Origin of the sequence: Candidatus Mycobacterium methanotrophicum, from assembly GCF_023515995.1 — a bacterium.
Classification (GTDB): Bacteria; Actinomycetota; Actinomycetes; order Mycobacteriales; family Mycobacteriaceae; genus Mycobacterium; species Mycobacterium methanotrophicum.
Map to the genome: position 1 here is coordinate 2,234,167 of NZ_CP097320.1, position 21,793 is coordinate 2,255,959.

Consider the following 21,793-nt stretch of genomic DNA (forward strand, 5'->3'; position numbering starts at 1 on the left):
GCGTCGGCAGGCCGGTACGCTAGAGTCATCCAGCGATCCGCGCCAGCGTGCACGCGGATACTGAGCAGTCCTCCGTAGCTCAATTGGCAGAGCATTCGGCTGTTAACCGAAGGGTTCCTGGTTCGAGTCCAGGCGGGGGAGCAAGCGTTTCTCGGCAGCCTTAATGGCCACCAAGACCGGGGATAAGCGGAGTTTTGGTCTTCACGCTCGACTTATTCAGGTAGTCCGGGCAATAGGTGCTTGATGCAAGGGCCGCGAACCTCATGGCGCCGCCGCTGTTCAATCCGGGGTTGCGCATCGACAGCTCATCGACGACGTCCTTTTCCGATCGCCCCGAGATCATCATGTTGCACGCCATTCTGCCGGCCGCGACGGCGTCCGACCCGCTGCGATAAGTCATGCCCGCTTTGTTGAGCGAGTCCAGAAAAGCTGCATCAGCGGCGGGATCGTCGGGGACGGGGCCGGGCGGGTTATTCGGGTCGGCCAGCGCCGGCACGGCCAGCCCGATCGTGGCGGCGACGGTGGCGAGCATAAGAGATAGTCGCATCCGACCATCATCGTCCACGGCGAGGCGATTGTCCTGTCGAGGGCATCCGATTACGGCGCCTGACAGGCCCTGACTTCTCAGATTGAGAAGTCCTCGCCGCGCCACACTCCGGCCTCGGGCGGCCGGATCACGCGGCCGGTCGGGGGGCCGCCGTCGTTCTGCGCTTCCAGTTTTGCCACCCGGGTGAACAGCGATTGCAGGCTCACGCCCACCAGATCGGGCATCATCGAGTCGTCCCCGGTGCCCGGCCTGGCGCGGCTGATGATCTGTCCGGGGACCCCGATGACCACAGCACTGGACGGGACTTCCTTGACAACGACCGCGTTGGCGCCGATGCGGCTGTCGTCGCCGATCTTGATCGCGCCGAGCACCTTGGCGCCGGCGCCGATGACCACCCGGTCACCGATCGTCGGATGCCGTTTGCCGGTGTCCCTGCCGCTACCGCCGAGCGTGACGCCGTGGTAGAGCATCACGTCCTCGCCCACTTCCGCCGTTTCCCCGATCACCACGCCGGTCGCGTGGTCGATGAACAGGCCGGGGCCCAGCGTCGCGCCAGGGTGGATGTCGACCCCGGTGAGAATGCGGGTGATTTCGGCGAGCGTGCGCGCGGCCACCCGTGCGCCGCGCTTCCACAGCCAGTGGCTGATCCGGTGACCCCAGATCGCATGCACGCCCGGGTAGGCGAAGATCACCTCCAGCGTGGTGGGAGCGGCCGGATCCCGCTGCCGGGCGGCCGCTATGTCACGCCGTATCGCCGCGAGCATGGCTACTCGGTTGCCTCGGCGAACAGCGGGGTGCTCAGGTATCGCTCGCCGAAGTCGGGTAGCACGACGACGATGAGCTTGCCGGCATTCTCGGGGCGGCGAGCCACCTGCAGCGCCGCCACCGTCGCCGCGCCCGACGAGACGCCGACTAGCAGCCCCTCTTCCCGGGCCAGTCGCCGGGCCAGGTTGATCGAGTCGGCGTTGCCGACGGTGATCACCTCGTCGACCAGATCCATGTCCAGCACCGGCGGGATGAATCCGGCGCCGATGCCCTGGATCGGGTGCGGTCCTTTCTGTCCGCCCGACAGCACTGGCGAGGCGGCGGGCTCGACGGCCACGAACTGCACCGAGGGTTTGCGTTTCTTGATGACCTGGGCAACACCGGTCAGGGTGCCGCCGGTGCCGACCCCGGATACGAAAACGTCGATCTTGCCGGCGGTGTCGCGCCACACCTCCTCGGCGGTCGTTTTGCGGTGGATCGCCGGGTTGGCCGGGTTCTCGAATTGCTGCGGGACGAAATAGCGTTCGTCGCTTTTGGCCAGTTCCTCGGCCTTGGCGATGGCGCCCGGCATGCCGTCGGGACCGGGCGTGAGAACGAGCTCGGCGCCGAGCGCATGCAGCAACTTGCGCCGCTCGACGCTCATCGTCTCGGGCATGGTCAGCGTGATCCGATACCCGCGCGCCGCGGCGACCATCGCCAGCGCAATCCCGGTGTTGCCACTGGTCGGCTCCAGGATGATGGTGTCCGGCTTGATCAGACCCGCTTCCTCGGCCGCATCGATCAGGGCCACCCCGAGGCGATCCTTCACGCTGTTGGCCGGGTTGAACGATTCCAGCTTCGCGACCACATCGGCGCCCGCGCCGTCGGTGACCCGGTTCAACCGGACCAGGGGCGTGCGCCCGATCAGTTGCGTGACGTCCTTGGCGATACTCACTTACATCCGTCTCCAACGATGCCAGACCAGGGCTCGGGGGCCATCCAGCTAATCTCGAACTCTATGGCCATCGCGGTCGGTATGGCTAGCGCGACGGAGGCCGGCCGGACCACAATCTGCGGACGGCTCGCTGCCTGTGCCACGGCACGGGCGGGTTCAGACAACGCTGTCATGGGTGGTTGATCTTCCTGTAAGACTTTGTCAGCGGTCCGCGACTTAATGCGCCAGGCAATTCAGCGGCATCACCCGTTGACGGGCGGCGCGGGGATTCCTACAGCGTCAGAGGGCGCCAGGAAATCAACAACAGCAACAACAGCAACAACAACAGGGCACGACGAGGCAGCGCGACGGGACCAGACGCAGCTGTGCGGTGTGTTGCATAGTGCCACTATAGGCCATCGCTGTTTTTCCGGCCGTTCAGCTCAGCCCGCTATAAATCATTCGGCCAGGCTCAAAGCATTCCTATGATTGGCCGTGCTGTCTGACCGGAATCGGCATGGCGCGGTACCCGATCGGAACCGAGGCAAACTGGTAGCACGCGGCCCGATCTCGAATTAGTAGATCAGCCCGGCAGATGCCCGAGCACCTCGCGGGCGGCGTCGTCCTCACACGACTCGATCCCGGCGACGAACGCTTCCAGCACCACCCGATCGATGTGGGCGCGCGGCATGAAGCACATGATCCTGTGCGGCGTTGAACGCATCGAATGACGACATCTCTTTCGATTTGCTCTGTAACCGGCGCGCCACCGAGGCGATCAGGTATTCCTCTCGGTCCTCGAACATCGTGACTTGGGTGCCGCGGTTGAACAGGCTGCCTTCTTCTTCGTTGTCCTGTCTGGCGTCGACTATTGTCTCGTTTCAGCACCCGTTCCCCAGCGAAGTTGGCCGCAAATCGTACCCATTCCACCGGGCTCATGCTCTTGACGTCGTCGGCGTAGGCGGTCAGCAACTCCTTGGCAACCAGCTGGGTCAGCACATGGTTGTCGCCTTCGAAGGTGGTGAACACATCGATGTCGGCGCGCAATGCGATCAACCGGTTGTCGGCCATGTAGCCGGCCCCGCCGCACGCTTCCCGGGCCTCTTGGATGGCGCGGGTGGCGTGCCAGGTATTGGCAGCCTTCAGCCCGGCGGCCCGCGATTCCAGTTCCCGTTGCCCCTCGGCGTCGGGGACATCCGCTGTCTGCAGGTCGTGGCACCTGGCGACCAACTCGTTTTGGGCGAACTGCAGGGCATACGATCGCGCGATCAACGGGAAAAGCCGGCGCTGGTGCACCAGGTAGTCCATGATCAGCACTTCACCGTTGGCTGAGTGTTCATCGGGGGCGCTGAATTGCTTGCGCTGCAACGCATACCGGGTAGCGATGTCCAACGCCACCCGTGCTGCGTTGCCGGCGCCGCCGCCGACGCAGATCCGCCCGCGGATCAGGGTGCCGATCATGGTGAAGGATCGGCGGTTGGGGTTTTCGATCGGTGAGCTGTAGCTGCCGTCGGCCGCCACGTCGCCGTACTTGTTCAGCAGGTTCACCCGTGGCACCCGGACGTGGTCGAAGACGATGCGGCCGTTGTCGACCCCCGGCAACCCGCCCTTGTACTGGCAGTCCGACGTGGTCGCCCCCGGCAGGTCGTTGCCTTCGGCGTCGCGGATCGGCACCAAAAAGCAATGCACACCATGGTTGACCTGCTCGCCGTCCCGGGTGGTGATGAGTTGGGCGAATACCGCTGCGATGGTGGCGGTTTGGGCGGCACCGCCGAACAGTCCCCACTGCACACCCGCCTTGACCATCAAGGACAGGTCCGACATCGCGAGCATCTCGATCATCGTGACCGCCGCTCCGACGTTGCCGGTTCCGCCGTGCTCTTTGCGGAAGCCGTCGTCGGCTGCGCCGGCGGCGGCCATGATCTTCATTTGTTCCGCCACCTTGATGCGGGGCGATCACCGTGTTCGGTGTGTAGTGCGGACGGAAGATGTCGTCGGTCAACCGTTCCCGCATCTGGTTCTTCACGTCGCGCCAACGTCCGTCCAACGTGTTGCGCAGGTGTTCGGCAGTGGTGGTCATACCCGACGGTAACCCGACGCTCGGATCGCGAGGGCAGGCTCCGCGAGGTCAGTCGACGACGACCCGTTCAAACGCGCCGGGCATTTACTCAAAATAGCTATCATCTGACGGTTGCCGAGGGAAGGGACTCCATTGGGCAAGGTTTCCCGCGCCTTCAGCAAGAGGGGCGCGGTTGATGTCGAGGCCCTCCAGGCTGCGCTGCGGCCGAAGTTCGCGTTGGCCCCAGGATCGCAGCGATCTGTCTCGCGCACCTGGCTGGACACCTTCGATTGGCGGCTGCACTCGGCGGGGCTATCGCTTGAGCATGTCGACGACGGTCCGCTAATCCTGCAGTTCCCGGACGGCAGCCGGTTGCAGGGACCACGGCCCAGAAAGTGGCCGGCGCTGCTACCCGATCTGCCTGCCGGGCGGCTGCGCGACGCACTGGCCCCGATTATTTCTGTGCGGGCCTTGCTGCCGGTGGTCACCGTACGCCGTGCCGCGCAGGAAAGCCGGGTACTCAACGCCGACGGAAAAACTGTTGCCCGGATACTGACCGAAAGCGCTGACGACGGCGTCAGCCACCTACAGGTCCAGCCATTGCGCGGCTACGACGTGGACGGTGATCGCATCGCCCGCCTGATGAGCGGCGTCGACGGGATCACCGCGGCGGCGACGACGCCCTACGGCGACGCATTGGCGCTTGCCAGTCGCAGCCCCGGCGACCGTGCGCAAAACCGGGCGACGTCGCTGCGTCCGGAAACGCCTGCACGGGTGGCTATTGCGGACATGCTCGGGCAGTTCGCGGCGGTCATCGATGACAACGTGGCGGGCACGATTGCGGCGATTGACACCGAATTCCTGCACGAGCTGCGGGTGGCGGTGCGGCGCACCCGTTCGATTCTCAAGCTCGCCGGCGATGTGTTGCCCGCGAACATGGCCGAGCGGTTCCAGCCCGAGTTCAGGTGGCTCGGTGATCTGACCACGCCGGTGCGCGACCTGGACGTCTACCTGCTCGAGCTCGATGGTATGGCCGCCGGACTGGCGTCGGCCGATCCACGCGACCTCGACCCGTTCCGGTCATTTTTGGTTCGGCATCGCGCTAACGAACGCCGCCGGCTGGTGCGCGGGCTGCGGTCGCAGCGCTTCCAGCAGCTGATGAGCGACTGGCCCGTCGCGCTGACGCAGGTGACCACTCAGGCCAACGGCGGGCCGGCCGTCGGGGCGTTGGCCCGCCAGCGCATCGACCGGGCTTTCCGGATCGTGGTACGGCGCGGTACACGGATCACGGCCGACTCGCCGAGTGAGCAGGTGCATGAACTGCGGAAGCGCTGTAAGGAATTGCGCTATCTGCTCGAGGTGTTCCGGCCGTTATGCGCCGATACGCCGTATCGCCCGCTGATCAAAGAGCTCAAGGCGCTGCAGGACACGCTCGGCGACTTCCAGGACGGCGAAGTCCAGCGCGAAGCCGTCCGAGACTTTGCCGCGGCGATGATGGAACAGGGCGCTGCGCCGCCGGCAACCGTGCTCGCGATGGGGGAGTTGGCTGCACAGCTCGACGCGCATCAGCTGAACGCGCGAGGGGCGCTGGTGGGTCGGCTGAAACCTTTCCTGGCCAACGAGAATCGTGCCAGAGTGAAGGCGCTGGTGCGCTGATGAAGATCTACGCGACCTACAACATCAAGGGCGGTGTCGGCAAGACATCGGCCGCGGCCAACCTTGCTCATCTGGCCGCCCGCGGCGGATACAACGTGCTGTTGTGGGATCTCGACCCGCAGGGTGCGGCCACTTATCTTTTCCGAGTGCGGCCCAAAGTCAAGGGGGGCAGCCGCGCGCTGGTGGACGGCACGCGATCACTCGGCGACGCGATCAAGGCCACCGATTTCGACCGACTTGACTTGCTGCCGGCCGATTTCCGCTACCGCAATATGGATTTACAGCTTGACGAGACGCACCGGCCGACCCGCCGGATTCACCAGCTGCTGCGACCGCTCGACGGCGAATACGATGTGGTGTTCCTCGACTGTCCGCCGAGCATCTCGCTGTTGTCAGAGAATGTGTTACATGCGGTCGACACGCTACTGGTGCCCATGATTCCGGCCACGCTATCGGTGCGCACCTTCGACCAATTGTCCGGCTTCGTCAATGATTTCGATGGCCGCCAGCCACAGGTGCGTGCGTTCTTCTCGATGGTGGACGGGCGCAAGCGGCTGCACCGCGACCTCATGGAACAGTTGTCGGCCGAACGGCTGGGAATCTTGAGAACGGCGATCCCGGCGCTGTCGATCATCGAGCAGATGGCCGAACAACGGTCGCCGGTGACGGCATTCGCCCCATACAGCGTCGCAGCCAAGTGTTATGAAGCGCTGTGGCATGAGGTGAACGGAGCGATCGGAGACCGCTAGCTTTGCGACTCTGGTCGTGCAGCAGCAACTTTGGAGTCATCACCGCTCCGCCGTGCCGGCCGCCTCAGCCGCCAGCGTAACCACCCGGTGGCCACCACGCCTAAGCCGACCAGCATTGCCATGTCGAACAGCCACCGACCAGTCGAGTGGGTCCACGAATCATCGGAGGCGGCAAGCGGATTGACTGCGGGCACGTCAACGGTGGATGCGGCGGCCGCGAGAGCCCAGCGGGACGGCACCAACCAAGAGACCTGCTCCAAGCCGAACCGGCCGGCGATCGGGAACATCGCCCCGCTGAACACCGTAGAGATCAGGACGATCAGCACGGCCGTCAAGAGGATCTGCTCGAGGTAGCCCGAAAGCGATGAGAGCGCCAGCGCGACCATCGCCGAGACGATGGTGGCGATGGCCAGTACGACGAACAGCTCGACCGCGGCCCCGAACGCGCCATCGCCGAGCAGCAGGCCGCCTTGGGTGGGCGTGCCCTTGCCGACGACGGCGGCGGTGGCCATGATGGCGGCCGCGACGATGCCAACCAAGCTGTCGACGATGAGCTTGCCAGCCAAGAACGCCGACGCCGATAAACCGTTGGCTTGTTCGCGGCGGAAGATGCGCCGTTCGCCGAAGAGGTCGCGGATGCTCAGCGCGGTGCCCATCGCGACGGCGCCCGCGGTGAGCACGGCAAGAATCTCAACGGCTTCGTCAGGACTGCTGCCATAGGGGTCGGCAGGGCCTAGGCCGGAATTCCCGGGCACCACCAACGAGAGCGCGCCGAACAGCACCGGCAGGATGGCCAGGAAGGTGAAATACCGCTGATCACCGACCAGCAGCCAGGCCTGTCGGCGCACAGCGATGCGGATTTGACGCCACAGTGACGGGCGTGCCGGCCGGGCAGACGGTTCGACCGGAGTCGGTTCGGCCACCGGTGGGGCCTGCGGATGGCGGGCCAGATACGCGCCGTGTGCCCCATACGGATCGGTGGTGACCCGTGCGATGATTTCCGCCCAGTCGGTGGTGCCCAGCTCGGCGCCGATTTGCGCGGGCGGTCCGGCGAATGCCGGAGTGCCTATTCCGGTGAGGAGCACCACCTGATCGCAGATGTCGATGTCGGTCGGCGACGTGGTGGCCACCACAACGACACGTCCTTCGTCGGCGAATCGCCTCAGCGTCGTCCTCATTTCGCCGTGCGCCGCGACTTCGAGTCCGGCGGTCGGTTCGTCGAGGACAAGCGCTGACGGTTCGGTCAGCAGTTCCATGGCCATCGATGCGCGCTTGCGCTGTTCGGCGGTGAGATTGCCGACCTGGACGGTGCGCAGCAGGTCCAGCTTCATCGCGGTGAGTGCCCGATGCACCTTCTGGCGGCGGTGATCAGCGGAAGTCTTGGGCGCCAAACGCAATTCAGCGGCATAGCCCAACGCTTGTTCAACGGTCAGCGCAGGGTGCAGCAGGTCGTAGCGCGGCACGACGCCGATATGCGACCGCAGGTGATCATCTGTGATGTCGTGGCCGTCGAAATGGACTGTGCCGACACTCGGTTGCACCGCTGCGCCCAGTACATCGACCAAACCAGCTGTGCTGGCCTCCGAAGGTCCGATGACCGTGGTAAGCGTTCCCGGCTCAGCGGTGAACGACAGGTCCGCCAGCACCTGCTCGCCATCGACGCCGAGCCGCAGCTGGCGCACCTCTAGCGCAGTCTTCGCCGCCGGTCGCGGGGCCGGGGCTTCTGCTGTCGTTGGCTCCGGTGCTTTTGGCTCGGGTGCCTTTGTCTGCGGTTCATCCGCCCGGCGCAACGCTGTGGTGGGCGCATCTTCTTGGGGCAGTGGTTCGGGGCGCTGCGGCCGCAGTTTTTGCATCGTACGGGTCATCGCCTCGACGAAAGCGGTTCGCTTGCGGGGGGCAGGCGGCGGCGGTTGGGCGGACCAGGGCGCCGGCCGGTGAATCTGCGCCGTAGGCGCGGCCGGTTGCTCCCACCGGGCCGGCGGGTCTACGCGATGAGGCACCGGTGGCGTTGGCCTCGCGGGCGGCGGTGGAACCGGCGGGCGGATCGGCTGATCCGGCCTCGGTCGGGGTGGCGCCGGGGGCTGCCATCCTGGTCTTGCAGGCCGGTGCTCTGCTGCGGTGGGCAGCGGCCGCGTGTCCGGGCGCGGCGCACGTGTGGGCGGGGGAGGTGGCGGAGGCGGAGGGCCGAGCTGAAACATCAGTCGGGGTCCGTGCTGTGGGTCGCCGAGCGTGACCGTCTTGCCGTCATGGACGAAGACCGTGGACATTCGCACGCCGTCGACGTAGAGGCCGCCTTCGCTGCGATCAACGGCAATCCACTGCCTGCCGTTGTGATGCACCACCAGGTGAGTGGCGCTGTCGACGCGGATATCGGCTCGGCTGTCGCGGCCAATCGTCACGTCTCGGCCGACGGGAAATGTGTATCGGTTGGATCCCAACCAGACGATCAGCGGGGAAGCGAACGCTTCCGTCGGCATAGCCACCACCTTCCGTGCCCGCCTTCTTGGGCCGAGTGAGGGTCGTCTACCCGCAATAATGCCCTGGAACATCGCGGGCAGATGTCGCCGCCGCCTGAGCGGCCCCGCTACCAGCCGCTATCGAGACCCGCCTGGTCGCGGCGCGGGCGGGGCATCCTCCAAAAGGGAGCGCAACACCGCGACCGCTTTGAGCAGCGTCTGGCGGTCCGCGGAGTTTAGTGTGGCAAGTTGCGGCTCGATCACCGCAGCTCGGTCGGCCCGCACGCGGCTGAGCGTGCGCATGCCCTCAGGGGTGATTCGGATGCGGACTGCCCGGGCGTCGCCGGGGTCCACGGTCCGGGCGACCAGGCCGGCGTCTTCGAGCCGCCGCACTTGGGTCGTCATCGTCGGCTGCGAACAATGGTCAATGGCGGCCAGGTCACAGATCCGCGCTTCGCCGTGGGCGTCGACGGTCGACAACAACCGGGCCTGCGCGGCCGGCAATTGCATGTGGATTCGCTGGGTGGCGTAGCGGTTGAGCCGGGCGACCACGGCGAGCAGATCCGCGCCCAGACCGGTGCCGGCTTCTCCGGCCGTGCCGCGATCGGCGGTAGCGGATGTCGTCATCCGTCTATGCTTGCATAGCTAGGCTATCTAGACCACGAACCGGCGAATTTCGCCGCAAACTCGTGTGACCTGCCACGCTCTGTGAGGGGAACTACGCCGGCGACTGGCACAATCGGTGAAATGAGCGTGACACGCCCCCTGACCACGTCCCGAGGGGCTGGACCGCTGAAACCGGACGAACTCGCGCAGTCGGCAGTGATGGCGGCACTTTGCGCGGCAACCGCGATCATCGCTGTCGTCCTCCCGTTCGCGGGCGGATTGTCGCTGTTGGGCACCGTCCCGATGGCGCTGCTCGCCTACCGCTACCGGCTCCGGGTGCTGATCGCCGCCACGATCGCGGCCGCGGTGATCGCCTTTCTGATCGCGGGCCTCGGCGGTTTGATGACTGTCGTCAACAGTGCCTACGTCGGTGGCCTGACCGGGGTCGTCAAACGCAAGCGCCGCGGCACGCCGACGGTGCTCGCCGTGGCGTTCGTCGCCGGCGCCGTGACGGGTGCCGCAGTGGTTGGCGCACTGGTCGTGCTGGCTCGGTTGCGCCACCTGATCTTCGACGCCATAGGCGCGAACGTGGACGGCGTGGCGGCCGTCCTGACATGGGCGGGGTTCGACCGGCTCGCTGATGAGCTGAAGCACGTGTTCGCCGAGGCGCTGCACTACTGGCCATGGCTGCTGCTGGCCTATGCGGCCATCGGAATCATGGGCGTCTCGTTGATCGGTTGGTGGGCGCTGTCTCGCGTGCTGGAGCGGATGCGCCGCATTCCCGATGTGCACAAACTCGACGCACCGGTCGAGACTGCGCCGATTGCCCCGGTGCCAGTTCGGCTGGAGCAGGTGCGATTTCGCTACCCGATCTCCGATCACGACGCGCTGCGGGCGCTCAGCCTCGACGTGCAGGCCGGCGAACACATCGCCGTCACCGGTGCCAACGGCTCAGGCAAAACCACACTCATGCTGCTGCTGGCGGGCCGCAAGCCGACATCGGGCACCGTGGAACGTCCGGGGGCGGTGGGGCTTGGTCGACTGGGCGGAACCGCAGTGGTCATGCAGCACCCGGAAAGCCAGGTGCTGGGCACGCGGGTGGCCGACGACGTGGTGTGGGGTCTGCCGCCCGGAACGACCATCGACGTTGGCCGGTTGCTGAGTGAAGTGGGTCTCGAGGCGCTCGCGGAACGCGACACCGGCAGCCTGTCGGGCGGTGAATTGCAGCGGCTGGCAGTGGCTGCAGCGCTGGCTCGGGAGCCGGCGCTGCTCATCGCTGACGAGGTCACCAGCATGGTCGACCAGCAGGGACGGGAGGCGCTGTTGGCGGTGCTATCCGGGCTGAACAAGCGGCACCGCACGGCGCTGGTACACATCACGCACTACAACAACGAAGCAGATTCTGCCGACCGCACAATCAACCTCAGCGACTCCGGTGACAACACCGACATGGTCGAGACCACCGCCGCGCCCGTGGCGACCGCCGCGATCGGCCACGACTCCGGCGCCCTGGTGCTCGAACTCGCCGGCGTCGGGCACGAATACGGCAGTGGGACACCGTGGGCGAAGACCGCGCTGCGCGACGTCAGCTTCACCGTCCGCCAGGGGGATGGACTACTCATTCATGGCGGTAACGGCTCGGGTAAGTCGACGCTGGCGTGGATCATGGCCGGGCTGACGGTACCCACAACGGGAAGCTGTCTGCTTGACGGCCGCCCCACCCACGAGCGGGTCGGCGCGGTGGCGCTGTCCTTCCAGGCGGCCCGGCTGCAGCTGATGCGCAGCCGGGTTGACTTGGAAGTTGCCTCAGCGGCCGGGTTTTCGCCTCAAGACCATGACCGCATCGCGACCGCGCTGGCCGTTGTGGGGCTGGACAGTGCGCTGGCCAAGCGGCGCATCGACCAGCTCAGTGGCGGTCAGATGCGCCGAGTAGTGCTGGCCGGCCTGCTGGCGCGCGCGCCGCGGGCGTTGATCCTTGACGAGCCGCTGGCGGGACTGGACGCCGCGACCCAACGCGGTCTGCTGCGGCTACTCGAGGAACTGCGCCGCGAGAACGGGCTGACCGTCGTCGTCATCTCCCACGACTTCGCCGGGCTAGACGACCTGTGCCCGCGCACCGTGCATCTGCGCGACGGTGTCCTGGAACCGGCTTCGACGACGGCGGGAGGTTGGTCATGACCCGCGCCGGCGACGATGCAGAGCGAAGCGATGAGGAGGAGCGGCGCATCATGACCGCACATGAACGCCCCCTCCGCCGGCCAAATCGCAGGATGGTGCTGCTGCGTCCGGTGCCCGGCACCTCGGCAGTCCACGAATTGTGGGCCGGCACCAAACTGCTGGTGGTCTTCGGCATTTCGGTGCTGCTGACCTTCTATCCCGGATGGATCGCAATAGGGTTGGTAGCCGCGTTGGTGTTGACAGCGGCCCGGATCGCCCACATCCCCCGGGGCGCGTTGCCGTCGGTACCGCGCTGGCTGTGGATTTTGACGGCTATCGGCGGCATCACTGCGGCGTTTGCCGGTGGTTCTCCAGTTGGCGAATTGGCGGGGATCTCAGTCGGATTCGGCGGGCTGTTGAATTTCCTGCGCATCACCACGTTGTCCATTGTGTTGCTGGGCCTGGGCGGGATGGTGTCCTGGACTACCAATGTCGCCGAAATCGCACCGGCTGTAGCCACTTTGAGCCATCCATTGCGACTGCTGCGGATACCAGTCGACGAGTGGGCGCTCGCGTTGGCGCTCGCGCTGCGTGCCTTCCCGATGCTCATCGACGAATTTCGGGTGCTCTACGCCGCGCGCCGTCTGCGGCCCAAGCCGATCGCGCCAACTCGCCGGGCTCGTCGTAAGCGTCACGCTTTGGAGTTGATTGACCTCCTCGTCGCGGCCATCACGGTGACATTGCGGCGTGCCGACGAGATGGGTGATGCGATCACCGCCCGCGGCGGCACCGGTCAGATTTCGGCCGCGGCGGCGCGGCCGAAACTGGCCGACTGGCTTGCACTTTCGATCACCGTGGCAATCTGCGTCGCGGCGGTCGTACTGGAAGTACCGTTGGGCCGCTAGCCGCCTAACGGCGCGCCGCGGCGTTGGCGGCGTTCTGGGCTTGACGCAAGGTCGTCGCCACGTCGCTGCGCCCGAGGAACATCTCGTCGAAATACGGTTCGAGGACCTGATTTCCAGCTGCGAAGCCGGCGCCGCCAGGCGCATCGATGCGCGGTCCGTTCAATACCGTGAAGAACGGCCGCACGTCGATGTTCTTGGTGGCCCAGTAATCGAAGTACACCCGCTGGGCCGATCGCACGGCGGGTATGGCGCTGCCCCGTCGGCCGACATATTGATTGCCCTCACTGCTGCCCATCCAAGCCAGCACCTGGCGCACGGCGTCGGGGTGGGCAGACGCCGAATTACCTGCCGCGGCAATGCCGTTGGTGACGCTCACGCGACCTTTGGGGCCCTCGGGCAGCATCGCCACGCCCCACCGGAAGGGCGCCTGATCGGCCACCGCCGCCAGGTTGTAGGTGCCGGACTGAAAAAGTGCCATCCGGCCGGCCAGAAACTGGTTGCGGGAGAAGTCGCCGTTGTCGTTGGTGTCCGAGGCAGGCGGCGCGACGTGGTCACCGTTGATCAGCCTGACCAGGTAAGTGAAAGCCTCGACCGCGCCGGGGTTGTCGAACGCGAAACGATCACCGTTCTGGAATACGCCTCCGGCCGACCCGATGTAGTTGAGGTAGATGCCCTGTGCGTCGTTGGCCGCGTTGTAGGCCCATTGGCGGATACGTCCGGCATCGAAGCCCGGTGTGGCTGCGGTGCGTCCGTCGGCATCGACCGTCAGCCTGGCCAGCATTGGGCGCAGGGTGTCACCGCCGTCCGGGCGCCACCGCAGCGTCGCCAATTCGGCGGCGCCGATACCGGCGGCCGCGAGCAGATCGGCGTTGTAGTACAACGCGATTCCGGCATCGGTTAGTTGGGGAACGGCCCACAGCACCCCGCTGCGGGTGAACTGCTCGACCACCGACGGTTCCCACGCCGACGCGGCGCGCGCCCCGAGGTTCTTCCCGATATCCATAAGCCGGCCACTGTCGGCATATCCGGCGAGGTAGGCGTTGGAAATCCAGAAGATATCGTCGGCGCTGCCGCCTGCGACGTCGGTGCGTAGCGTGTTGAAGTAGGTGGCGTAGGAAGCCACATGGGTGTGCACCTCGATGTCGGGATGCGCGCGGGCGAACGCCGCGAATGACTGCCGATACGCCGCCGCCACCTGCTCGTCCCACAGCCGAACGGTGACCACGGTCTTGCCGCCTCGCGGCCGGGCCGAGACGTCCAGCAGCACCGCCGTCGAGGCCAGCAACGCAGCGACCAACACCAAAGCCAGGCCGAACAGCGTGGAAAACCTTGGCCGGGTCATCTGGCTTCCTCACAACGAGATTGCGGTGGTGGTCGTGAATTCACGAAAATCACAGCCATAGCTGCAATCTCGATGTTCGCATGGCTCACTTGAGCCCCGTTACGACGATCGATCGCACGATGTGCCGCTGGAAAATGGCGAACAGCGCCAGCAGCGGCACGATTGCCACGGTCGTGGCAGCCATCACCAGCGTCCATTGGGCGTTATACCGCGACTGCAGCGCAGCAGTCGCCACCGTGAGCACCTGCCACTTGGCGCCGGTCGTGATCACCAGCGGCCACATGAAGTGGTGCCATTGCGACACGACGGTAACCAGCATCAGCGTGACCAGGACCGGTCGGCTGGACGGCAGCACCACGTGCACGATGACGTCCAGCGTGTTCGCACCGTCGAGATACGCGGCGTTGATCAGGTCATCGGGTATCGCGCGAAAATACTGACGCAGAAGGAAAATCGCGTATGGGGAGCCGAACACGAACGGTAACACCAGGGCCCAGAACGTGTTACGCAACCCGAGCTGCGCCATCATCAGATAAAGTGGCACCACCGTCACCGAGCTGGGGACCATCAACGTCGCGACATAGACCCAAAACACTGCGTCCCGGCCGGGAAACCGCAGCCGAGCGAATGCGTAGGCGGCAAAGACCGAAAAGGTCAGCTGCCCAAGCATGATCACCGCCGTCATCAACGTGGTCACCGCCAGCGCTCGACCGAAACCGGCGCCGCCCAAGTCGGCGTAGTTGGCCAGTGTCGGCGGTCGCGGCCAGGCCAACGGGCTACCGGTTGCGAACTGGTGCGCGGAGGTCAACGATGTGAGCAAGCCGAGCGCGAACGGAGTCAGTGTGATCAGCGCGCCCAGCAGCAGGCCGGCGTAAACCAGGACGGCCGATGGCGATTTAGGTGAGGTCATAGCTGATCCGTCGACGGAAATACAGATGCTGGGCGATGGTGACGCCGACCAGGATGACGAACAACACCACCGCCATCACCGCGGCTCTGCCGATGGCGGCTGCGCCGAATGCCTCGGCGTAGATGCGGTGCGCGATCAGATCGGTGTGGTTTTCCGGGCCGCCGCCGGTCAGCGCGTAGACGGTGTCGAAAACCTGCGCGGCACTGATGACTCCGGTGACCAGCACGAAAAACGTGGTCGGTCGCAGCATCGGCAGCGTGATTCGCCAGAACCGCTGCCACGCGGTGGCCCCATCGATCCGTGCCGCCGAGTGGACGTCGGTGGGGATCGCCAAGATGCCGGCGAGGAAAAACAACGCGACGTAGCCGACATTGGCCCACACGACCACCGCCGACACCACCGGCAGCGCCAGGCCGGGATCGGTGAGCCATTCGATGCGATGTCCCAGCAGGGTGCTCACCGCGCCGTCGGTGGGGGCCAGGATCCAGCGCCACATCACCGCGATCGCCAGCGGGACGCAGATCCACGGCAGCACGTAAAGCGTGCGGAACAATCCGCTGCCGGGCAGGCCGCGTGCCAGCAATGCCGCGATCACCAGGCCGAGCACGGTCTGCGTGGGGACGACGATCGCAACGAACATCAGCGTGACCAACAGCGAATTGCCGAACGCGGAATCGCTGAGCACCGAGCGCCAATTCGCGCCTCCGACATACTCGATGGGCCCGAGCAGGTCCCAGCGGTGCAGGCTCAGCCACACCACGACCAGGATCGGCAGCAACAAAAACGCGACCACCCCGAACAGGCTGGGGGCGAGCAGCGCGTAAGCCAGGCCAGTCGATCGGCGCCCGGCGTCAGTCATTAAGCGCCGTTCCTCCGCATCGCTTCGTCCCCCTGGCCGCTGCGCGGCTGGGGGAACCCCCACTGCATCGTCGCGGGCGTGCTGCATGAGGCTATTTAAGCCGGTCGTTACGGTGGTGTTGTGAAGCCGAACCGGGGGATCGATCCCGATTTCCTTGACCTGCCCCGCCACGCACTGGCCGACGCCGCACTGTCGGCGGCCACCGCGGCCGGCGCCAGCCACGCCGACCTGCGGGTTCACCGGCTGACCACCGAGGTCATCCAGATGCGCGACGGCCAGTTGGAGACCGCGGTGCTCAACCGGGAGCTTGGGCTGGCCGTCCGAGTGGTGGTCGAGGGCACCTGGGGATTCGCCTCGCACGCCGAGCTGTCGCCGACGGTCGCGGCCGATACCGCGCGATGCGCTGTTGAGGTCGCCACAACGTTTGCCGGGCTGAACACCGACCCGGTCGAGCTGGCGCCCGAACCGGTGTACCGCGACGCCACCTGGATCTCGAGCTATCAGATCGACCCGTTCGCGGTGACCACTGCCGACAAGGTCGCCGTGCTCGACGAGTACTCGGGCAGGTTGATGGCCGCCGACGGCGTGGACCACGTGTCGGCCAGCGTGAACATTGTCAAGGAGCAGACGTTCTACGCCGACACCTTCGGCTCGTCGATCACGCAGCAGCGCGTGCGGCTGATGCCCGTCCTGGAGGCGGTCACCATCGACACCGGCGGCTGCGGCTTTGACTCGATGCGCGCCCTGGCGCCGCCGATGGGCCGGGGCTGGGAGGTACTGGCCGGTGACGACGTGTGGAACTGGACCGACGAGCTGGCACAGTTGCCGTCGCAGCTGGCCGAAAAAATCAAGGCGCCCAGCATGGCGCCCGGTCCGACCGACCTGGTGATCGACCCCACCAATCTTTGGCTGACGATCCACGAATCCATCGGGCATGCAACCGAATACGATCGGGCCATCGGCTATGAGTCGGCCTACGCGGGCACCTCGTTCGCCACCCCGGAAAAGCTCGGCAGCTTGCGCTACGGATCACCGGTGATGAACGTGACCGCCGACCGTTCCGTCGAATTCGGTTTGGCCACCATCGGTTACGACGACGAGGGCGTGGCAGCCCAAAGCTGGGATCTGGTGCGCGACGGGATCTTCGTCGGCTATCAACTGGACCGGGTTTTCGCCCACCGGCTGGGCCTGCCGCGGTCCAACGGCTGCTCATACGCCGACTCGCCGCATCATGTGCCGATTCAGCGGATGCCCAATGTTTCGCTGCAGCCCAGCCCCGAGGACCGCAGCACCGATGACCTGATCGCCCGGGTGGACGACGGCATTTACATCGTCGGCGACCGGTCCTGGTCGATTGACATGCAGCGCTACAACTTTCAGTTCACCGGGCAGCGGTTTTACCGCATTCGCAACGGACGGCTGGACGGCCAGGTTCGCGACGTCGCATATCAGGCCACCACCACCGATTTCTGGAATTCGATGGAAGCCGTTGGCGGGCCGTCGACCTGGCGGCTCGGCGGGGCATACAACTGCGGCAAAGCTCAGCCCGGCCAGGTGGCCGCGGTTAGCCATGGCTGTCCGTCGGCGCTGTTCCGCGGCGTCAACGTGCTCAACACCCGCATCGAGGCCGGCCGATGATCAGCGCGCAGCAGGTGATCGACATCGCGCTGGAAGCCGCCGCGCGGCGGGGACGCGCCGATGAAACCATAGTGCTGGTCACCGACCGTATCGCAGCGTCGCTGCGGTGGGCGAACAACTCGATGACCACCAACGGCGTGTCAACCGCCCGCAGCACAAGCGTGATTTCGATTGTGCGCCAGAGCAATAACGCACGGGTCGGCTCGCTGACCTCGTCCGAGGTGGACCCGTCGGTAATCGAGGGGTTGGTTGCGGCATCGCAGGCGGTCGCCGCGTCGGCGCCGGATTCCTGCGACGCCGCGCCGCTGCTCACCGGCAACGGCGCGGCGGTCGACTGGGATGCTCCCACGCCGGGCACCGGCCCCGAGGTATTCGCCGACGTCGCCCGAGGGCTGAGTCGCGGCTTCCGTGGCGCCGACCAGTTGTACGGCTTTGCCCGGCACGCGCTCGAGACGGTGTATCTGGCGACGTCGAGTGGATTGCGGCGCCGCTACACCCAGCCCACCGGTTCGGTGGAGATCAACGCTAAACGCGACGGCGCCAGCGGATGGGTGGCGGTGGGAACGCCCGATTTCGCCGGTGTCCCAACGGATTTGCTGCTGGAGCGGCTGTCGACGCGGCTCGACTGGGCCAAGCGCAGCGTCGAGCTGCCCGAGGGCCGCTACGAGACCATCCTGCCGCCATCGGCGGTGGCCGACATGATGGTCTACCTGGGCTGGTCGATGGCCGGTCGCGGCGCGCAGGAGGGCCGCACGGCGTTGTGTTCGCTCGACGGTGGAACCCGGGTGGGGGAGCGGCTGACCGATCTGCCGCTGACGCTGTATTCCGATCCAAGTGTTCCCGGTTTGGACTGCACGCCGTTCGTGGCGACGGCCAGTTCCTCGGAGACGGTGTCGGTTTTCGACAACGGCATGGACATCGAGCGGGTGGACTGGATCCGCGACGGGGTGATCAACGCGCTGGCCTATTCGCGGGCCGCCGCCGCCGAGTTCGCGGCGCCCGTCGCGGTGGCCGCCGACAACGCGGTGATGACCGGCGGCAACGCGAGCTTGGCGGACATGGTCGCGGCGACCGAGCGCGGCCTGCTGCTGACCACGCTGTGGTACATCCGTGAGGTCGATCCCACCACGCTGCTGCTGACCGGTCTTACCCGCGACGGCGTCTACTTGGTCGAAGACGGCGAGGTGGTGGCGGCGGTCAACAACTTCCGGTTCAACGAGAGCCCGTTAGACCTGCTGCGACGGGCCACCCAGGCTGGTGTCAGCGAGCGGACGCTGCCGCGGGAGTTGGGCGATTGGGTCACTCGGACGGCGATGCCCTCGCTACGGATTCCCGACTTTCATATGTCGTCGGTCAGCCAGGCGACGTAATGCGAGGGAGCGTGACGACGAGCTGACCCGGCTGGTCTCCGGGCCGTTGTCCATGGGCTCACCGTCGGCCGACCGCCAGCCGCAGCGAACACCTCGTGAATCTCAGTTCCCGCGTGGGCTGCGTTCGTCGAGGGTGGCGATCACTTGTGCGACGACGTCGTTGAGCGCGGCTTCGGCGGTGTCCACGACGACGTCGGGGTTCTCCGGCGGCTGGTACGGCGCGTCGACACCTGTTAACCCCGTCAACTCACCGCTTCGCGCCCGTGCGTACAGTCCCTTGGGATCCCGTTTCTCGCATTCGGATAGCGCGGTGGCGACGTAGACCTCGATGAACGGCAACTTTGCGGCGTCGCTAAGCCCACGGGCAATGTCTCGGTCGGATTTCAGCGGCGAGACCAGTGATACCAGCGCGACCACACCGGCGTCTGCAAACAACCGCGCTAAATGCCCCACCCGCCTGATGTGTTCGGTCCGGTCGCCGGACGAGAAGCCCAGGTCATCAGAGAGCCCGTGCCGCAGATTGTCCCCGTCGAGCAGATAGGCCACCCGCCCCGACTCCACCAGCGCCCGCTCGACCGCCACTGCGATGGTTGACTTCCCCGAAGCCGGCAACCCGGTGAACCAGATCGTTGCGCCGGCCTGGCCGGTCGCCTGCCAGCGGTAGTCACGGTCCAACGACGATGGATGCCACCGGACATCCTTGCGGGGAAGCGCCGCGGATTTGAGCTCCCGGGTTTCGATGATCGTTCCGGCGCCGACGGTGTCGTTGCTCGTCTCGTCGATCAGGATGAATGCGCCGCTGTCCCGGTTGTCGGTGTACGGGTCAGCCACTACAACCGAGCTTGTACGCAATGTCAGGGTGCCGATGTCGTTGAGCTCCAACTCAACCGGGCTGTCGAGTTCGTCAAGCGTCTCCGGATCCAGCCGGCGGTGCAGTTCCTGCACGGTGGCACGAACCGTGGTGGTGGCCTGCTTGAGGGCGAACCGGTCGCCGGCACGCAGCGGCGTCTCGGCGAACCAGCACACCGTCGCGTCGAGCTCGCGGGCCAGCACCGGCAACCTCGCATTCTCGTTGCCGCTGACCAGGACATGACCGCGCCCGACGTCGATCGGCAGGCAGTGAAATCACGGGGTCGCCGGCGCGCAGGGTACCAGCTGACAGCCGCCCGGTGTAGCGGCGGCGCAGCTTGTCGGTCGGTCGAGAGACCCATTGGATCGGCAAGCGCAAGTGCGCGGCTTCTGCCTGCGGAGCGACCAAGTCCACGGCTTCCAAATACTCCAGCAAGGTAGGTCCGCGATACCACGGTGTGCGCTCGGAGCGATGTACGACGTTGTCGCCGTGCTTGGCCGCAATCGGGATAACCGTGGCCTCGGCGCCACCTAGCCGCGCCGCCATCTGCTGCAACTGCGCTTCGACTTCGCTGAATCGACCTTGGTCGAAGTCGACCAAGTCGATCTTGCTGACGGTCGCCACGAAATGCTCGATGCCGAGGAGTTTGGCGATGCGGGTGTGGCGGCGGGTCTGGCGCAGTACGCCGGCGCGGGCGTCGACCAGCAGCACGACGACGTTGGCGTTGGACGCGCCGGTGAACATGTTGCGGGTGTAGCGCTCGTGTCCGGGGGTGTCGGCCAGGATATAGCTGCGGGTTGCCGTCGAGAAGAACCGGTAGGCGACATCGATCGTGATGCCTTGTTCGCGCTCGGCGCGCAGGCCGTCGGACAGCGCCGCCAGGTCGGCTACGCCGGCGTCATCGGTGACCGCCTGCAGGTGATCGGACGGCAAGCTGTCGGTGTCGTGCATCAGCCGCCCGATCAGGGTGCTCTTTCCGTCGTCCACCGAACCGGCCGTCGCCAGTCCCAGCAGCTGCCTGGGCTGGGTGTTCATCAGAAATAGCCTTCCCGTTTGCGGTCTTCCATCGCCGCGGGCGAGGTGCGGTCGTCGGCGCGGGTTTCACCGCGCTCGGAGACGGTGGCCGCGGCGATCTCGGCGACGACGCTCGCAATGTCGGTGGCTTTCGACCGCACGGCGCCGGTGATGGTCAGGTCCCCGACGGTGCGGTAGCGCACCCATTCGACGGCGGACTTCTCGGTGCCCTGCGGTTTCGCGTACTCGGAGACCGCCAGCAAGATACCGTCGCGCTCGAACACCTCCCGCTGGTGGGCGAAATAGATCGACGGCAGCTCAAGGCCTTCCAGCTCGATGTAGCGCCAGACGTCCAGCTCGGTCCAGTTGCTTAGCGGGAACACCCGCACCTGCTCGCCCTTGCGAATCCGCCCGTTGTACAGCGACCACGGTTCGGGCCGCTGCTGGCGCGGGTGCCATTGGCCGAACTCGTCACGGAAGCTCAGGATGCGTTCTTTGGCGCGGGCACGCTCCTCGTCGCGGCGTGCCCCGCCGAACGCCGCGTCGAAGCCGCCGGCTTCCAGCGCGTCAAGCAGGGTGCGGGTCTGCAACCGGTTGCGCGATGCGCCCGGCCCGGGATCGCCAACCCGGCCGGTGTCGATGGATTCCTGCACCGAAGCGACAATCAGCTTGTGCCCGTGGCCGGCGACCCTGCGGTCCCGGAATTCGATGACCTCCGGAAAGTTGTGGCCGGTGTCGACATGGAGCACCGGAAACGGCAGCGGCGACGGCCGGAACGCCTTTTCCGCCAACCGCAACAGCGTGATCGAGTCTTTGCCGCCAGAGAACAGCAGCACGGGGCGGGTCAGCTCGGCGACCACCTCGCGGATGATGTGCACGGCTTCGGCTTCCAGCAGCCGCACCTCGTCCACGCGGCGCACGTCAACGCTGGATGGCACGGTGGGCATCGCGGCAGCCCCCATTCCTGCGCGTCGGCGCGGTAGCGTTTCGTCCACGC

The 21,793-nt window shown here is 66.2% G+C and carries 16 protein-coding genes, 1 tRNA gene and 3 pseudogenes; 8 read left to right on the plus strand and 12 right to left on the minus strand.

What is annotated here, in order from left to right; genetic code table 11:
• Window positions 1–68: 68 nt before the first annotated feature.
• A tRNA-Asn gene (locus M5I08_RS11795) sits at window positions 69–141 on the plus strand.
• Window positions 142–160: 19 nt separating this feature from the next.
• Here the strand turns inward: M5I08_RS11795 and M5I08_RS11800 are convergent.
• From M5I08_RS11800 to M5I08_RS11815, 4 genes and pseudogenes are all read right to left on the minus strand, one after another.
• Complete coding sequence (locus M5I08_RS11800) at window positions 161–547, minus strand: DUF732 domain-containing protein (protein WP_219065820.1); 387 nt, start codon at window positions 545–547, stop codon at window positions 161–163.
• Between the two features lie 77 nt (window positions 548–624).
• Window positions 625–1,311, minus strand: coding sequence for a serine O-acetyltransferase (cysE, locus tag M5I08_RS11805; protein WP_219065821.1), 687 nt, complete (start codon window positions 1,309–1,311; stop codon window positions 625–627).
• Between the two features lie 2 nt (window positions 1,312–1,313).
• Window positions 1,314–2,246 carry a cysteine synthase A gene (cysK, locus tag M5I08_RS11810; RefSeq protein WP_219065822.1) on the minus strand — a complete coding sequence of 311 codons (933 nt, stop codon included), beginning with the start codon at window positions 2,244–2,246 and terminating at the stop codon, window positions 1,314–1,316.
• Window positions 2,247–2,823: 577 nt separating this feature from the next.
• Window positions 2,824–4,305: pseudogene (locus M5I08_RS11815) on the minus strand (acyl-CoA dehydrogenase family protein); the annotation flags it as partial.
• A gap of 111 nt (window positions 4,306–4,416) precedes the next feature.
• Here M5I08_RS11815 and M5I08_RS11820 point away from each other — a divergent pair.
• Window positions 4,417–5,940, plus strand: coding sequence for a CHAD domain-containing protein (locus M5I08_RS11820; RefSeq protein WP_249763267.1), 1,524 nt, complete (start codon window positions 4,417–4,419; stop codon window positions 5,938–5,940).
• Window positions 5,940–6,689 carry a ParA family protein gene (locus M5I08_RS11825; RefSeq protein WP_219065824.1) on the plus strand — a complete coding sequence of 250 codons (750 nt, stop codon included), beginning with the start codon at window positions 5,940–5,942 and terminating at the stop codon, window positions 6,687–6,689. The genes M5I08_RS11820 and M5I08_RS11825 overlap by 1 nt, the downstream gene beginning before the upstream one ends.
• Here M5I08_RS11825 and M5I08_RS11830 read toward each other — a convergent pair.
• A complete protein-coding gene (locus M5I08_RS11830) occupies window positions 6,686–8,554 on the minus strand; it encodes an ATP-binding cassette domain-containing protein (protein WP_249763350.1) in 1,869 nt (622 codons plus the stop codon). The genes M5I08_RS11825 and M5I08_RS11830 overlap by 4 nt on opposite strands.
• 137 nt (window positions 8,555–8,691) lie before the next feature.
• On the opposite strand from M5I08_RS11830, the gene M5I08_RS26330 reads away from it, so the two are divergent.
• Window positions 8,692–8,922, plus strand: coding sequence for a hypothetical protein (locus tag M5I08_RS26330; protein ID WP_304502935.1), 231 nt, complete (start codon window positions 8,692–8,694; stop codon window positions 8,920–8,922).
• A 49-nt stretch (window positions 8,923–8,971) separates the two neighbouring features.
• On the opposite strand, the pseudogene M5I08_RS26785 reads toward M5I08_RS26330, so the two are convergent.
• Together M5I08_RS26785 and M5I08_RS11840 are read right to left on the minus strand one after the other, a co-directional pair.
• Window positions 8,972–9,238, minus strand: a pseudogene (locus M5I08_RS26785) (FHA domain-containing protein); the annotation flags it as partial.
• Window positions 9,239–9,283: 45 nt separating this feature from the next.
• Complete coding sequence (locus M5I08_RS11840; RefSeq protein ID WP_219065826.1) at window positions 9,284–9,772, minus strand: MarR family winged helix-turn-helix transcriptional regulator; 489 nt, start codon at window positions 9,770–9,772, stop codon at window positions 9,284–9,286.
• Window positions 9,773–9,892: 120 nt separating this feature from the next.
• Here M5I08_RS11840 and M5I08_RS11845 point away from each other — a divergent pair, with 120 nt between their 5' ends.
• Complete coding sequence (locus M5I08_RS11845) at window positions 9,893–11,929, plus strand: DUF2232 domain-containing protein (protein ID WP_219065827.1); 2,037 nt, start codon at window positions 9,893–9,895, stop codon at window positions 11,927–11,929.
• Between the two features lie 50 nt (window positions 11,930–11,979).
• Window positions 11,980–12,813: a CbiQ family ECF transporter T component gene (locus tag M5I08_RS11850; protein ID WP_219065925.1), complete on the plus strand. Its 834-nt coding sequence runs from the start codon at window positions 11,980–11,982 to the stop codon at window positions 12,811–12,813.
• A gap of 4 nt (window positions 12,814–12,817) precedes the next feature.
• Here M5I08_RS11850 and M5I08_RS11855 read toward each other — a convergent pair whose 3' ends face one another.
• The 3 genes from M5I08_RS11855 to M5I08_RS11865 form a co-directional block, all read right to left on the minus strand.
• Window positions 12,818–14,155 carry an extracellular solute-binding protein gene (locus M5I08_RS11855; RefSeq protein WP_219065828.1) on the minus strand — a complete coding sequence of 446 codons (1,338 nt, stop codon included), beginning with the start codon at window positions 14,153–14,155 and terminating at the stop codon, window positions 12,818–12,820.
• An 85-nt stretch (window positions 14,156–14,240) separates the two neighbouring features.
• A complete protein-coding gene (locus M5I08_RS11860; protein ID WP_219065829.1) occupies window positions 14,241–15,065 on the minus strand; it encodes a carbohydrate ABC transporter permease in 825 nt (274 codons plus the stop codon).
• Window positions 15,052–15,924: a carbohydrate ABC transporter permease gene (locus M5I08_RS11865; protein WP_219065830.1), complete on the minus strand. Its 873-nt coding sequence runs from the start codon at window positions 15,922–15,924 to the stop codon at window positions 15,052–15,054. The genes M5I08_RS11860 and M5I08_RS11865 overlap by 14 nt, the downstream gene beginning before the upstream one ends.
• A gap of 120 nt (window positions 15,925–16,044) precedes the next feature.
• Here M5I08_RS11865 and M5I08_RS11870 point away from each other — a divergent pair, with 120 nt between their 5' ends.
• Window positions 16,045–17,562, plus strand: a complete 1,518-nt coding sequence (locus M5I08_RS11870; RefSeq protein ID WP_219065832.1) for a TldD/PmbA family protein — start codon at window positions 16,045–16,047, stop codon at window positions 17,560–17,562.
• Window positions 17,559–18,932 (plus strand): metallopeptidase TldD-related protein, encoded by a 1,374-nt coding sequence (locus M5I08_RS11875; RefSeq protein ID WP_219065834.1) that lies wholly within the window; start codon window positions 17,559–17,561, stop codon window positions 18,930–18,932. Before M5I08_RS11870 ends, M5I08_RS11875 begins: the two co-directional genes overlap by 4 nt.
• Window positions 18,933–19,034: 102 nt before the next feature.
• On the opposite strand, the pseudogene cysC reads toward M5I08_RS11875, so the two are convergent.
• Both cysC and cysD read right to left on the minus strand, forming a co-directional pair.
• A pseudogene (gene cysC / locus M5I08_RS11880) lies at window positions 19,035–20,817 on the minus strand (adenylyl-sulfate kinase).
• Window positions 20,817–21,743 (minus strand): sulfate adenylyltransferase subunit CysD, encoded by a 927-nt coding sequence (gene cysD, locus M5I08_RS11885; protein WP_219065926.1) that lies wholly within the window; start codon window positions 21,741–21,743, stop codon window positions 20,817–20,819. Before cysD ends, cysC begins: the two are co-directional and overlap by 1 nt.
• Window positions 21,744–21,793 lie beyond the last annotated feature (50 nt).